Below are 13,133 nucleotides of genomic sequence, written 5' to 3' on the forward strand. Positions count from 1 at the left end.
ATAGGTTGCAATCATATCGTGATTGCGAGTGCAAATATACAGCTAGATTTTGTATTTGCAAGCATATTTGCGAAAAAAGTGAAATAAATTTTCGAGTTTTTCTTTAGCGAACTCTTTTACAGTAAATTAATGTAATCCCATTTGCTCCATAATTATTCAGGTTCCGTTAAAAAAATCACAAAACGGCTAAGTTTAGCATATAACTTTGGTTTCAGTCGCTATAATCATACCTTTGTATATCTTAATTGTATATTTAAAATGGCCAGATATAAAGAAAATGATTTGCCAAAATCAAAGATTACCGCTACTTCTCTCAATAAAGCAAAACTAATATTCAAATACGCCGGAAAACACCAATGGAAATTCTATGTTGGTTTATTCTTCCTGTTGCTAACAGGAGCTACTGCCCTAGCCTTTCCTAAGTTAATGGGAATGTTAGTAGACTGCGTCAAAAACAAAGACAATACAGAGACCAATAAAATTGCTTTAAGCTTAGTTGCTATACTATTTCTTCAGGCCTTCTTCTCTTTCTTTAGATTGTCTTTATTTATCAATTTTACCGAAAATACGCTGGCAACCCTACGTTTGTCTTTATATACCAATTTGGTTAAGTTGCCTATGACGTTCTTTTCTCAAAAAAGAGTTGGTGAACTTAACAGTCGTATCAGCGCTGATATTACGCAGATTCAAGACACGCTGACTAGTACTATAGCAGAATTTTTACGCCAGTTTATATTAATCATCGGAGGTGTGATTTTATTGGCTACAGAAAGTTTCAAACTTACTTTGTTAATGCTTTCTGTGGTGCCCTTGGTGGCTGTTGCAGCTGTAATCTTCGGAAGATTTATTAGAAAATACTCCAAACAAGTGCAAGATCAGGTGGCCGAAAGCCAGGTTATTGTAGAAGAAACCATGCAAGGAATTAGTATTGTGAAAGCATTTGCTAACGAATGGTATGAAATTGCAAGATACAAAGGCAAAATAAACGAAGTAGTAAAACTGGCGATTAAAGGCGGTAAATACCGTGGTTACTTTGCTTCTTTTATCATATTCTGTTTGTTTGGTGCGATTGTAGCAGTAGTTTGGTACGGGGTACGATTGAGTATTGCGGGTGAAATGAGTGTCGGTCAATTGATTTCATTTGTGTTGTATTCTACTTTTGTAGGGGCGTCTTTTGGAGGAATAGCCGAATTATATGCGCAAATACAGAAAGCAATTGGTGCTACCGAAAGAGTTTTTGAACTATTAGAAGAAACACCGGAAGAAATAAACCTTGAAGCAAACGGTGCGCATGAAAAAATTAAAGGAAATGTAGCGTTTAACAATGTAGCATTTAGCTATCCTTCGCGTAAAGAAATTGAAGTGCTTAAGAATGTAAGCTTTACAGCAGAATTTGGTCAAAAAATAGCAATCGTAGGGCCAAGTGGTGCCGGAAAATCGACTATTTCGTCTCTTTTACTGCGCTTTTACGATATTTCGTCTGGGGAAATTACCGTTGATGGAAAGAATATTTATGAGTACGATCTTGAAAATCTGCGTGGCAACATGAGTATCGTTCCGCAAGATGTGATTTTGTTTGGAGGCACAATTAAAGAAAATATTGCTTACGGTAAACCCGACGCTACGGACGAGGAAATTATTCAGGCGGCCAAACAAGCAAACGCATTCAACTTTGTGAATGGTTTTCCGGAGAAATTCGAAACTTTGGTTGGAGAACGAGGTGTAAAATTGTCCGGTGGTCAACGTCAGCGTATTGCCATTGCAAGGGCTTTGCTTAAGAATCCAAGTATATTGATTCTCGATGAAGCAACTTCTTCTTTGGACAGTGAAAGTGAAAAATTAGTTCAGGAAGCTTTAGAAATTCTAATGGAAGGAAGAACCAGTATTATTATCGCACACCGTCTGTCAACAATCAGAAGTGCCGATAAAATTTTAGTTTTAGACAACGGAAAAGTCACCGAAGAAGGAACACATCAGGAGCTGATAAATTTGGAGAATGGAACTTATAAAAACCTGAGTAACTTACAATTTACCCATAATTAGTGGTTAAAAAAAGTCTCTTTTTTTTTGTAAGAAAATATGAAATAATAACAAACAAATACTTAAATTTGAAGTCAATGGGTTTAAAAACTCATTGGCTTTTCTTTTTTTTACCTAAATCGTTTCCAGTTTATGTCGTAATCAAATCCTTTAAATATGAGTCAAAAAGAACTTAATTTGAAAATTTATTTTGGTGTCTTACTTTTATCTTTTTGCTCAATTACATTCTCTCAAGAGCAAAAGGACTCCACTAAACTAATGAATGTGAGTTATGGAAGTAAAGGAATTCAATTAGAGACCAGAGATAATAAATTCTTGTTTCAATTACAAAGCAGATTACAGTTTCGTTTTGCAACTCCATACGATCAGGACCCGTTAACGTATGACGATTTCAATCAGGACAATCAGACCGCCTTTAAAATAAACAGAGCAAGGCTAAAGGTTGGAGGTCATGCTTTTGAGCCGTGGTTGAAGTATTATTGGGAATATGAGCTAAGTCAATCCAATCTGTTGGATTTTAGAATCATGATTGAAAAATGGGACTGGATGAGTTTTAAAATAGGGCAATGGAAAACAGAGTTTACCCGCGAACGTTTTATTAGCAGCGGTGAACAACAAATGGTTGAACGCTCTATACTAAACCGCCCTTTCACCACAGACAGACAGCAAGGAGTTGAGATTTATGGTCATCTAAAAGGAAAAGGTATAGCCGATTTTAATTATTGGGTAGCTGCTCTAACCGGAACCGGAAGAGGAAACACTAAAAATGACGACCAGAACCTAATGTATTTTGGTAGAGCACAATGGAATTTCTTAGGCAGAACACTTGATTTTGAAGGAGGAGACTTAGAATTTCATGAAAAACCAACCGCTATCATAGCCTTGGCCGGAGTAACAAACAGAAGTCCATATACTCGTTTTTCTCAAGCCGGTGGTGGTTCTTTGGAAGGATTTGAAGAAGAAAAACCGGGTCAATACAGAGTTAATCAATACAATATAGAATCCGCATTCATGTATCGTGGATTTTCCTGGCAAAGCGAATGGCATCACAAAAATATTATCGACAGGGTAAACAACAATCAATTAACCCGATTACGAGGGTATTATGCACAAGCTGGCTACTTTTTTCATACCATTTGGCCTTGGGTTCCTAAACATTTAGAAATGGCAGGGAGACATGCGGTTTATCGTCCTGATAAAAATTTTAAAGACAACCTGCAAAGAGAATCTACGGTTGCTTTTAATTACTTTTTTAAGGGTCATAAAAACAAGCTCACCGGAGAGGTCTCCTACTTTGATTTCCAGGATTCTAGCCTGCAATATACAGGTGGTTGGCGCTTTAGAGTGCAATGGGATATTTCACTTTAAATAAAGTAATTTCTGTAAAATTGGGAAAATTTTATGACTTGAAATAAGCTCAGATTTTATATGTTTGCCTTTAAACCCGGTAAACAAGCCTCTATTATGAAAAAAATCCGTTACAGAAGCAGTTTAATTTTTTTTGCTGTTTTACTCCTTTCACTCTCTAATTTAAACGCCCAAAAAAAACAATCCCCATTTGTAGTTAATTTATCCGAAGACGGATCACAATACATTAAATTCGGAATGAATCTTCAGGTTTGGGGACGCTATTCAGAGCTAAATCCCGGAAGCAAAATTGGAACTGACGAAGTAAACCAAACGTATGATATCGTAATTAGACGTTTGCGTTTGCAGGCGATGGGAATGTTAACCGAGAACATTTTCTTTCACCTTCAATTGGGGCAAAATAACATCAATTTTCAACAAAATTCAGGCCCTTCAAATGCACCGCTTTCTATTATGGATGCTTTAGGAGAATACCATTTTAATGATAAACTTCATATTGGTGGTGGTTTAACCGCGTGGGGAGCCGGAACAACAAGATATTCGGCAAATAGTAGTTCTTCTCACTTAACACTGGATACACCGATGTATCAGCAGTTTATTAATACCTCTTCTACTTTTGGAAACAGAAACTTGAGTATTTATGCCAAAGGAGATTTGGGAAAATTCAATTACCGAGCTGCAATCACAAATCCATATAAAAACAGTGTAAATAATTTAGGTATCAACTCTACATTAAGTACAGAAACGCCGAGAGCACAATATTCAGGAATCCTAACCTATTCTTTTTTCGAGAAAGAATCTTTGGAAGATCCATACCACAAAGGAACTTACTTAGGGACTAAAAAGGTCTTTAATCTGGCACTGGGTTATATGACACAAGCAAAAGCGATGTGGCATCTAACAGCTGACGATAAAATCGCCCACGATGACATGAGTGTTTTAGGCTTTGATGTTTTTTACGACAGTCCAATCAATGATAAAGGAGCTGCTATTACCGCTTATGCTTCTTACAACAATAATAATTACGGTCGAAATTACATTCAATCTGTTTCAACTCCCAACCCGGCTGTTGGAGATAATGGTTTGATCAATGGTTCCGGAGCCGGTTTTATTGGCGTAGGTACAGGAAATATTTATTACGGACAATTCGGATACTTGTTTGCTAAATCCTCTAATGCGGCTAAAAAAGGACGATTCCAGCCCTATGTAGCGGCACAAGTTGCTGCTTTAGAAGCCTTGGACACTCCAATGACGATGTATGAAATCGGGGCAAATTATTACACAACAGGTACTTTTGGCCCGAAATTCAGTCTAAACTATCAAAACAGAGCGATCTACGATAATCCACTAATTGGAAAATACAAACAAAGCGACCGATTAGGAACTGTGGTGCTGCAATGTCAGGTTTCGTTTTAATAAAAAAGAAGGAATCTCATAATCTTGAGATTTCTTCTTTTTTTTTTTTTTGAGTTGTACGACAATCTATTTTAATTTGAAATTACACGCAAACTTGTCATTTAGACGAAGGAGAAATCACACGCGTAAATCGACAAAGAATGGTCGCTCACTATGCGGAATTCCTGATGTGATTTCTCCTTCGTCGAAATGACACGGAATCGAGTGAAAGTGTGAGTTAGAAAAACATTTGTTCATTTCGAGGTACGATAAATCACAAACGTGACTCGACAAAGAATGGTCGCTCTCTATGCGGAATTCCTAGTGTGATTTCTCCTTCGTCGAAATGACACGGAATCAAGTATAAAGTGTAAGTTAGGAAATCTCGTGCTAAACTGACAAATAGGATAAAAAAAGAGGGAATCTCATAATCTTGAGATTCCCTCTTCATTTAACTGGATAGCAGCAGAATTAATCTGTTTCTAACTTTTTCTCTTTTTGAGTTCCAAAACGACCTCTTCTAAAGTGTAAACTGCGACAGCAAACTGAAAACTATTTCCCTTTCCTACGTCTGCGTTCTGCTTTAATCATAGATAATTCACGACTTGTTTGTCCTGCTACAGACGTGTTTTCTTCTGCACGACGAATCAAGTACGGCATAACATCTTTTACAGGACCGAATGGCAAATATTTGGCAACATTATAACCGTTTTCGGCTAAGTTGTAGCTGATATTATCACTCATTCCGTACAATTGACCAAACCAGATTCTGTTATCGTTTTTGGCAATTCCTTTGTTTTGCATCATTTCCATCAATTTATAAGAACTCAATTCATTGTGAGTTCCTGCAAAAATGGACATCGTATCTAAATGTTCTAACATATAATGAACTGCTTCATCATAGTTAACGTCTGTAGCTTCTTTAGAAACACAAATTGGAGAAACGTAATTCTTTTCTTCAGCTCTCTTATTTTCTTTTTCCATATAAGCGCCACGAACCAATTTCATTCCAATAAAAAAGCCTTCTTTTTTGGCAATATCATGCAATTTTTTCAAATAATCCAAACGATCCCAACGGTACATTTGTAAAGTATTGAAAACAATTGCTTTCTCTTTATTGTATTTACGCATCATATCGGTTACCAAGTCATCTGCAGCATCCTGCATCCAGCTTTCTTCACCGTCAATTAATAACGCAACATCTTTTTTGTGTGCTTCACTGCAAACTTTATCAAAACGGGCTACTACTCTATCCCATTCTGCTTGTTCTGCAGGAGACAAGGTTTGTTGCTCTCCTAATTTTTCATAAAGTTCAAAACGACCTAAGCCCGTAGGTTTAAAAACCGCAAACGGAATTGCTAAACGTTCTTTAGCAAATTCAATCGTTTTTAAAGTCATTTCTAAAGCAGCATCAAACTGCTCTTCTTCTTCTTTTCCTTCAACTGAATAATCTAAAACAGATGAAACGCCTTTGGTAAACATTTTGTCTACTACAGTAATACAATCGTCTTCGTTGATACCACCACAAAAATGGTCAAAAACAGTTGCACGGATTAATCCTTCTACTGGCAAATGTGCTTTAATAGCAAAATTAGTAACAGCCGTTCCTATCCTCACCAAGGGTTCACTGTCGATCATTTTAAAAAGAAAATAAGCTCTGTCAAGTTCCGTATCGCTTTTTAACGAAAATGCAACCTGAGTGTTATCGAATATTTTTTCCATTTAGGTTATTTTTTTGTGCAAATATAGACAGAGTTTCAATATTATTTACTTAAAAATGCCTTATTTTGCGCTTTCAATTAACTAAAGAATTATGCAATCCATTCAAGCCAATAATTATCTGGTACATTTTAATCAAAATGCATACGAAGCTCTAAATGTACATTTAAGAGAAAATAAATACTCAAACCTGTTTATTGTAGTCGATAATCATACAAATGAGCATTGTTTGTCTAAGTTTTTACCTTTACTTGAAACGGATTTAACTATTGAAATAATTGAATTTGAGGCAGGTGAAATCAATAAAAATATTGACACCTGTATCGAAATCTGGAATGTTTTAACGGAACTTGGTGCAGATAGAAAATCACTTATAATTAATCTTGGTGGTGGTGTTGTAACCGATTTAGGCGGATTTGTAGCCTCTACTTTTAAACGTGGAGTTGACTTTATCAATATTCCGACTACCTTACTATCTATGGTGGATGCCTCTGTTGGAGGAAAAACCGGAGTTGATTTAGGGAATCTGAAAAACCAGATTGGGGTTATTAACGTACCTCAGATGGTATTAATTGACACGCAATATCTGGAAACTTTATCGCAAAGCGAAATGCGTTCCGGTTTGGCTGAGATGTTGAAACACGGTTTGATCTATGATGCTCCATATTGGAAACAATTTTTAGACCTGAAATCTATTGACTATGCTGATTTTGATGAACTGATTTATCGTTCCGTTGAAATTAAAAATGAAATTGTAATACAGGACCCAACAGAAAAGAATATTCGTAAAGCATTAAATTTCGGACATACTTTAGGTCATGCCATTGAAAGCTACTTTTTAGAAAGTGAAACTAAAAAGACTTTATTGCATGGGGAAGCGATTGCAGTAGGAATGATACTGGAAAGTTATATTTCATTGCAAAAAGAATTGATTAGCGCTACAGAATATGCCGAAATCAAAACGGCTATTCAAGGTATATATGACGACGTGAAGTTTGATGATAAAGACATCGATCCGATCCTTGAATTGCTTATTCACGACAAAAAAAATGAGTACGGTACCATTCAATTTGCCTTGATTGAAGGAATAGGAAAAATAAAAATTAACCAATCCGTTGAAAATAAATTAATTCTAGACGCGTTTGAGGATTATAAATCTTAAACTTTTTTTAAGCAAAAGCTTTGCTTTAGGTGTATTTTATTTTTTACATTTGCCACGATGAAAACAAACAGAAAACAAAGACAATTTAGTTCTTATAGAAACCGCCTCAATAGTTCCTTGCTAAGGATGTTGAATCGTTTTTATAATAGCAAGAGTCCGTTTTGTTTTGATGTTTTTTTATGTTCAAAAGCAGAACACGAAAAACTGCCGATTATATTCGCCAATATTAGAGTTTGAATTTTAGATTTAGCACCGTTTACCTAAATTAAAAATACAATCTTAAATATTGAAAAATAAATGAATACAAAATATTCGGACTTAATAAATCAAACGTATTACTTCCCGCAAGAAGAATTTAAATTAAACAAAGACAACTTACAATTTCACAATATCGATTTGATGAAATTGGTGGAACAATACGGCACTCCATTAAAATTTACTTACCTGCCACAGATTTCGAACAACATCAATAAGGCAAAAGGCTGGTTCAGAAAATCTATGGAAAAAAACAAGTACGAAGCAAAGTATTACTATTGCTACTGTACAAAAAGCTCTCATTTTGAGTACATTATGAATGAAGCTTTCAAAAACAATATCCATATCGAAACATCATCTGCTTTTGATGTGAATATCGTGGAGAATTTGTTAGAAAACGGTAAGATAAACAAAAGTACGTATGTTATTTGTAACGGTTTTAAAAGAGACGAATACATCAGCAACATTGCGAGACTAATCAATAACGGACATAAAAATACTATTCCAATTATTGATAACTATGAAGAACTTGATTTGCTTCAGGCTGAAATAAAAGGAAAATTCAAAATTGGAATCCGTATTGCTGCCGAAGAAGAACCTAAATTTGAGTTTTATACTTCCAGATTAGGTATTGGATACAAAAATATCGTTGCTTTCTACAAGAAACAAATTCAGGAGAATGATAAATTAGAGCTGAAAATGCTTCACTTTTTCATTAACACCGGAATAAATGATACGGCTTATTACTGGAACGAATTGGTGAAATGTATCAAAGTATACATTGCACTAAAAAAAGAATGCCCTGGTCTTGATGGCTTGAATATTGGTGGTGGTTTCCCTATCAAAAATTCATTGGCCTTTGAATACGACTACCAATATATGATTGACGAAATTATCAATCAGATTAAAATTGCCTGTGACGAAGCAGAAGTAGATGTTCCGAACATTTTTACTGAATTTGGATCCTTTACTGTTGGAGAAAGCGGTGGTGCTATCTATCAGATTTTGTACCAAAAACAACAAAATGACAGAGAAAAATGGAACATGATTGACTCTTCATTCATTACCACTTTGCCAGATACATGGGCTATCAACAAACGTTTTATCATGCTGGCGGTAAACCGCTGGAACGATACTTACGAGCGGGTTCTGTTAGGAGGTTTAACTTGTGATAGCGATGATTATTACAACTCCGAGCAAAACATGAACGCCATTTATTTACCTAAATACAACAAAGAAAAACCATTGTATATTGGTTTCTTTAATACAGGTGCTTATCAGGAAACAATCGGAGGTTACGGAGGTTTACACCACTGCCTTATTCCACAGCCCAAACACATCCTTATAGATCGAGATGAAAACGGAATTTTGGCTACTGAAGTTTTTTCAGAACAACAAACTTCTGATGATGTATTGAAGATATTAGGCTACTCTAAAAAAATATAAAAAAAGCTGCAAATTGATGATTTAATATCTTTAAAATTATTAATTTGCAGTATCATCTAAAAGGTTACACTTTTAATTCAAAATAAAAAAACAAAAAAAACAAGAAAATGAAAGGACCAATCAGTCAGTTTATTGAAAAACATTATTTGCACTTTAATTCTGCTTCTTTAGTTGATGCTGCAAAGGCATACGAACAACAATTGGCAAATGGAGCTAAGATGATGGTAAGTATGGCTGGCGCTATGAGTACAGCAGAAATTGGTAAAATTTTTGCCGAAATAATCAGACAAGATAAAGTACAGATTATTTCATGTACCGGAGCCAATCTGGAAGAAGATATCATGAACTTAGTAGCTCATTCTCATTACGAAAGAGTTCCTAACTACCGTGATTTAACACCGGAAGACGAATGGGCATTACTGGAAAGAGGATTAAACCGTGTTACTGATACTTGCATTCCTGAACATGAAGCATTTCGTCGTTTACAAAAACACATTTACAAGATCTGGAAAGATGCTGATGACAAAGGAGAACGTTATTTTCCGCATGAATTCATGTATAAAATGTTATTATCCGGCGTATTAGAAGAATACTACGAAATAGATTTAAAAGATAGCTGGATGTATGCAGCTGCTGAGAAAAATTTACCTATCATTGTTCCGGGTTGGGAAGATAGCACAATGGGTAACATTTTTGCCTCATATGTAATTAAAGGTGAGTTAAAAGCCTCTACCATGAAATCAGGAATCGAATACATGACATTCCTTGCTGATTGGTATCCGAAAAATAGCACTAACGGAATTGGATTTTTCCAAATTGGTGGTGGTATTGCAGGAGATTTCCCTATTTGTGTGGTACCAATGTTGTACCAGGATATGGAAATGCATGATATCCCGTTTTGGAGTTATTTCTGCCAAATTTCAGATTCAACAACCAGTTATGGTTCATACTCTGGAGCAGTTCCAAACGAGAAAATCACTTGGGGTAAATTAGACATCAAAACCCCTAAATTTATTATTGAGTCGGATGCTACAATCGTTGCTCCGTTAATTTTTGCATATTTATTAGATTTATAGGATAATTTTATGAAAAGAGTTATAGTAGACTACGCTAAACTTACCAACGAAATTTTAAACCTTTTGGTAGAGAAATTTCCTGATGGTTATGATGATTCGGATGTTATCCGTTTTAGAAATGCTAAAAACGAATTGATCGAAGCGGTTGAAGTTCGTACTGAAGACACTATTTATTTAGTGAAAATTAGTACCAAACTTGCAGACAGAATCGAAAACTACGACGAAGATGATGATATCGACGTTGATGTAGATACTATCGAGCCGGTAAAAGGTCTTGATCTTGATGATGATATTGATGAGGACGAGGATGAGGATACACAAGATAAACCAGACTCTGACGGTGGAGATGACGATGATGACGACGAAGATAAAGAAGACATCGCTGACGACGACGACGATGAAGACGATGAAGATTAATTTATCTCTTTCTTAATAAACTAAAGGAACTCTATTCGGGTTCCTTTTTTTATTATTTCCTTATAAAATTTATTATTATTTATAAGAAAAATACTATATTTATATAATTCTAAAGTACTAGCGCCAGATGAATTCACAGATTTTACATGCCAAACTAAAAGAAAATTTTGGATTTGAAAAGTTCAGACCCAATCAGGAAACGATTATAAACACGATACTTTCCGGTCAGGATACACTGGCTATTATGCCAACCGGAGGAGGAAAATCAATCTGTTTTCAGTTACCGGCGCTAGTGCTTCCCGGAATTACCATTGTTGTTTCTCCGCTAATTGCGTTGATGAAAGATCAGGTAGACAGTCTGAAAACGAATGGTATTTCGGCCTGTTATATTAACAGTAGTCAATCTTCTGAAGAACAACGATTTTACATCGATCACCTAAAGTCAAATACGATTAAACTGGTGTATATAGCCCCAGAAAGTTTGTCTTATTTGGATGCGGTTTTTAATGAGTTAACAATCAGCTTAATCGCTATAGATGAGGCACATTGTATTTCATCATGGGGTCATGATTTTCGTCCGGCCTATACCAATTTAGGGTATTTGAAAAGCCGCTTCCCTTCTACTCCAATTCTGGCATTGACCGCTACAGCTGATAAAGCAACGCGTACGGATATTACAAAACAGTTAAATTTAAGAAACCCAAAAACTTTTGTAGCTTCTTTTGACAGGAAAAATCTAAGTCTTGAAGTCCGTCCCGCTTTGGATCGTATCAAACAAATTACAGATTTTATAGAAAAGCGACCAAACGAATCCGGAATCGTATACTGTCTAAGTCGTAAAACAACAGAAGAATTAGCCGATAAACTTCGAAAAAAAGGAATTTTAGCAAAAGCGTATCATGCCGGTTTAGAGAATAAGCTACGGGCAAAAACACAAGATGAATTTATAAACGATGATTGTCAGGTGGTTTGTGCTACAATTGCATTCGGAATGGGGATTGACAAATCCAATGTGCGTTGGGTGGTGCATTACAATCTTCCCAAAAATATTGAAGGCTATTATCAGGAAATTGGACGTGCCGGTCGCGATGGATTGCCGTCTGAAACTGTTTTGTTTGAAAGTTATGCCGATGTGATTCAGCTCCAGAAGTTTGCATCAGAAGGTTTAAACGCCGATGTGCAATTGGCAAAACTGGAACGAATGAAGCAATATGCCGATGCTTTAAGCTGTAGACGTAAAATTCTGCTCTCGTATTTTGGTGAGTTGGTTACAGAAAATTGTGGTAATTGTGATATCTGTAAAAATCCTCCCGTTTTCTTTGACGGAACAATTTTAGCACAGAAAGCATTGTCAGCGATTATCCGTTTGCAGGAATCCGAACCCTTAGCTGTAATTGTTGATTTTTTAAGAGGCTCAAAAAACGCGTATATCTACGAAAAAAATTATCAAACGCTAAAAACGTACGGAATTGGCGCTGATATTTCTTGGTACGATTGGAATCAGTATTTAATACAACTAATCAATTTAGGATATTGCGAAATTGCCTTTCATCAACACAATAAAATTTTACTAACGCCCTTTGCAAAGAAAGTGTTGTTTGAAGGCGAAAAAGTTAAACTGACAACCGTTGTCAAAAAAGTGATCGACAAAAACGCAATAAAAGAAGAAAAAGCAACAGTTGCCAAAAATTCTCTTTTTGAAACGCTTCGAAAATTACGTTACGAAATTGCGCAGGAAGAAGAAGTTCCGGCTTATGTAATTTTTAGTGATGCCGCCTTACGTCAAATGGAAACTGTTCGTCCAATGAGTGATGAAGAATTTTTGACTATTGATGGTGTTGGAAAAGTCAAACTTGAAAAATATGGATCAGAGTTCATAGACGCGATTATTGATTTTTATAAAAAGAAAAAGACCAACACAAAAACCAAAAAAGAAAGCAATACCTATAAAGAAACTTTAGAATTATTCCAAAGCGGTAGCTCTGTTGAAGAAATCGCCTTCAAAAGAAAACTCGGACTTTCGACAGTGGTCTCACATTTGGCCAAATTATATGTGGAGGGCTATGATATTGACTTAAGCAAGTTTGTTACTTCTAAAGAAATTGCTCTATTAGAAAGAGCGCAAATAAAATTAGAAAACCCTACAGCTTTAAAACCTTATTTTGATCATTTTGAAGGAAGTATTTCGTATGACAAAATCAGATTGGGTCTTGCGGTTATTGAGAGGTATAATAAAAAGTAGAGCGCGCGCGCTT

At 35.7% G+C, this 13,133-nt stretch carries 9 protein-coding genes; 8 read left to right on the top strand and 1 reads right to left on the bottom strand.

What is annotated here, in order from left to right; translation table 11 throughout:
* Positions 1 to 258: 258 nt before the first annotated feature.
* The 3 genes from AB674_RS07180 (at position 259) to AB674_RS07190 (ending at position 4,824) form a co-directional block, all read left to right on the top strand.
* Positions 259 to 2,043, top strand: coding sequence for an ABC transporter ATP-binding protein (locus AB674_RS07180; protein WP_047775201.1), 1,785 nt, complete (start codon positions 259 to 261; stop codon positions 2,041 to 2,043).
* Positions 2,044 to 2,196: 153 nt separating this feature from the next.
* On the top strand, positions 2,197 to 3,408 hold the full coding sequence (locus AB674_RS07185) for an OprO/OprP family phosphate-selective porin (protein ID WP_047775206.1): 1,212 nt from the start codon (positions 2,197 to 2,199) through the stop codon (positions 3,406 to 3,408).
* Positions 3,409 to 3,504: 96 nt separating this feature from the next.
* Positions 3,505 to 4,824 carry a hypothetical protein gene (locus AB674_RS07190; RefSeq protein ID WP_131701522.1) on the top strand — a complete coding sequence of 440 codons (1,320 nt, stop codon included), beginning with the start codon at positions 3,505 to 3,507 and terminating at the stop codon, positions 4,822 to 4,824.
* Positions 4,825 to 5,355: 531 nt separating this feature from the next.
* Here the strand turns inward: AB674_RS07190 and AB674_RS07195 are convergent.
* Positions 5,356 to 6,525: a proline dehydrogenase family protein gene (locus AB674_RS07195; RefSeq protein WP_047775208.1), complete on the bottom strand. Its 1,170-nt coding sequence runs from the start codon at positions 6,523 to 6,525 to the stop codon at positions 5,356 to 5,358.
* Positions 6,526 to 6,616: 91 nt separating this feature from the next.
* Between AB674_RS07195 and aroB the strand changes: the two genes are divergently transcribed.
* The 5 genes from aroB (at position 6,617) to recQ (ending at position 13,120) form a co-directional block, all read left to right on the top strand.
* Positions 6,617 to 7,684, top strand: coding sequence for a 3-dehydroquinate synthase (gene aroB / locus AB674_RS07200; RefSeq protein WP_047775209.1), 1,068 nt, complete (start codon positions 6,617 to 6,619; stop codon positions 7,682 to 7,684).
* A gap of 297 nt (positions 7,685 to 7,981) precedes the next feature.
* Positions 7,982 to 9,385: a decarboxylase gene (locus AB674_RS07205; protein WP_047775211.1), complete on the top strand. Its 1,404-nt coding sequence runs from the start codon at positions 7,982 to 7,984 to the stop codon at positions 9,383 to 9,385.
* A gap of 107 nt (positions 9,386 to 9,492) precedes the next feature.
* Positions 9,493 to 10,461 (top strand): deoxyhypusine synthase family protein, encoded by a 969-nt coding sequence (locus AB674_RS07210; protein ID WP_035681188.1) that lies wholly within the window; start codon positions 9,493 to 9,495, stop codon positions 10,459 to 10,461.
* Between the two features lie 9 nt (positions 10,462 to 10,470).
* Positions 10,471 to 10,878, top strand: coding sequence for a hypothetical protein (locus AB674_RS07215; protein ID WP_047775214.1), 408 nt, complete (start codon positions 10,471 to 10,473; stop codon positions 10,876 to 10,878).
* A gap of 127 nt (positions 10,879 to 11,005) precedes the next feature.
* Positions 11,006 to 13,120, top strand: a complete 2,115-nt coding sequence (recQ, locus tag AB674_RS07220; RefSeq protein WP_047775215.1) for a DNA helicase RecQ — start codon at positions 11,006 to 11,008, stop codon at positions 13,118 to 13,120.
* Positions 13,121 to 13,133: the final 13 nt, after the last annotated feature.

Source organism: Flavobacterium sp. ABG (assembly GCF_001027725.1).
GTDB classification, from domain to species: domain Bacteria; phylum Bacteroidota; class Bacteroidia; order Flavobacteriales; family Flavobacteriaceae; genus Flavobacterium; species Flavobacterium cupriresistens.

Coding starts and splice junctions, on each gene's coding strand:
- AB674_RS07180 (WP_047775201.1), top strand. CDS start 259: ATGGCCAGATATAAAGAAAATGATTTGCCAAAATCAAAGATTACCGCT.
- AB674_RS07210 (WP_035681188.1), top strand. CDS start 9,493: ATGAAAGGACCAATCAGTCAGTTTATTGAAAAACATTATTTGCACTTT.
- aroB (WP_047775209.1), top strand. CDS start 6,617: ATGCAATCCATTCAAGCCAATAATTATCTGGTACATTTTAATCAAAAT.
- AB674_RS07215 (WP_047775214.1), top strand. CDS start 10,471: ATGAAAAGAGTTATAGTAGACTACGCTAAACTTACCAACGAAATTTTA.
- AB674_RS07195 (WP_047775208.1), bottom strand. CDS start 6,525: ATGGAAAAAATATTCGATAACACTCAGGTTGCATTTTCGTTAAAAAGC.
- AB674_RS07185 (WP_047775206.1), top strand. CDS start 2,197: ATGAGTCAAAAAGAACTTAATTTGAAAATTTATTTTGGTGTCTTACTT.
- recQ (WP_047775215.1), top strand. CDS start 11,006: ATGAATTCACAGATTTTACATGCCAAACTAAAAGAAAATTTTGGATTT.
- AB674_RS07205 (WP_047775211.1), top strand. CDS start 7,982: ATGAATACAAAATATTCGGACTTAATAAATCAAACGTATTACTTCCCG.
- AB674_RS07190 (WP_131701522.1), top strand. CDS start 3,505: ATGAAAAAAATCCGTTACAGAAGCAGTTTAATTTTTTTTGCTGTTTTA.